The organism is Candidatus Nebulibacter yamunensis, assembly GCF_024208055.1.
Taxonomy (GTDB): domain Bacteria; phylum Pseudomonadota; class Gammaproteobacteria; order Francisellales; family Francisellaceae; genus Caedibacter; species Caedibacter lacustris.
On record NZ_JAMBMW010000071.1, the window covers coordinates 1 to 508 of the forward strand.

The window sequence follows — 508 nt, forward strand, 5'->3', positions numbered from 1 at the left end:
TGTTAACGGGTATATCCCAAGTTCCCGTACCGCCAGCGATGATGTCGTCAATCGCGCGCTTGTCGGCTGCAAGTTTCGATTCCACGGCGGACGAATAGCGATAGCTGAGCGCCGACCTCCAAAAGAACTCTCTCATACGCAGGTGATCGTCACCCGACGGCTCATGGCGTTTGATAAAGAACCAGTAAGCGAATGGGACAATCAAAGAGTCGTAAGGAAGCAGGGCCGACACGGGAATTCGATATGCCGTGCGGAAATGGTCCACCGCACTCTTAATGGCGCTTACCGCCTTTGGCCAGGTCTCGATGACCTCTGCTTTGTCAAGACTTAGGATCGTAGCCCGCTTGGCTTCACCCGCCAGCACAAGAGCTAACAGTTGCAGGATGGTTGAGGGCGAAACTCCGTCGTATCCGACCTCATCTAGGTCACTTTCAACCTTCTGCCATTCGACCTGCATGTCGAATTTTTTCACTTCGTCATAGGTCTTTGCAACCATGATCTCGAAGAG

General features: G+C 52.8%; 1 pseudogene. It reads right to left on the reverse strand.

The annotated features are described in order from the left end of the window. A pseudogene (locus M1V25_RS10325) lies at nt 1-508 on the reverse strand (hypothetical protein); the annotation flags it as partial.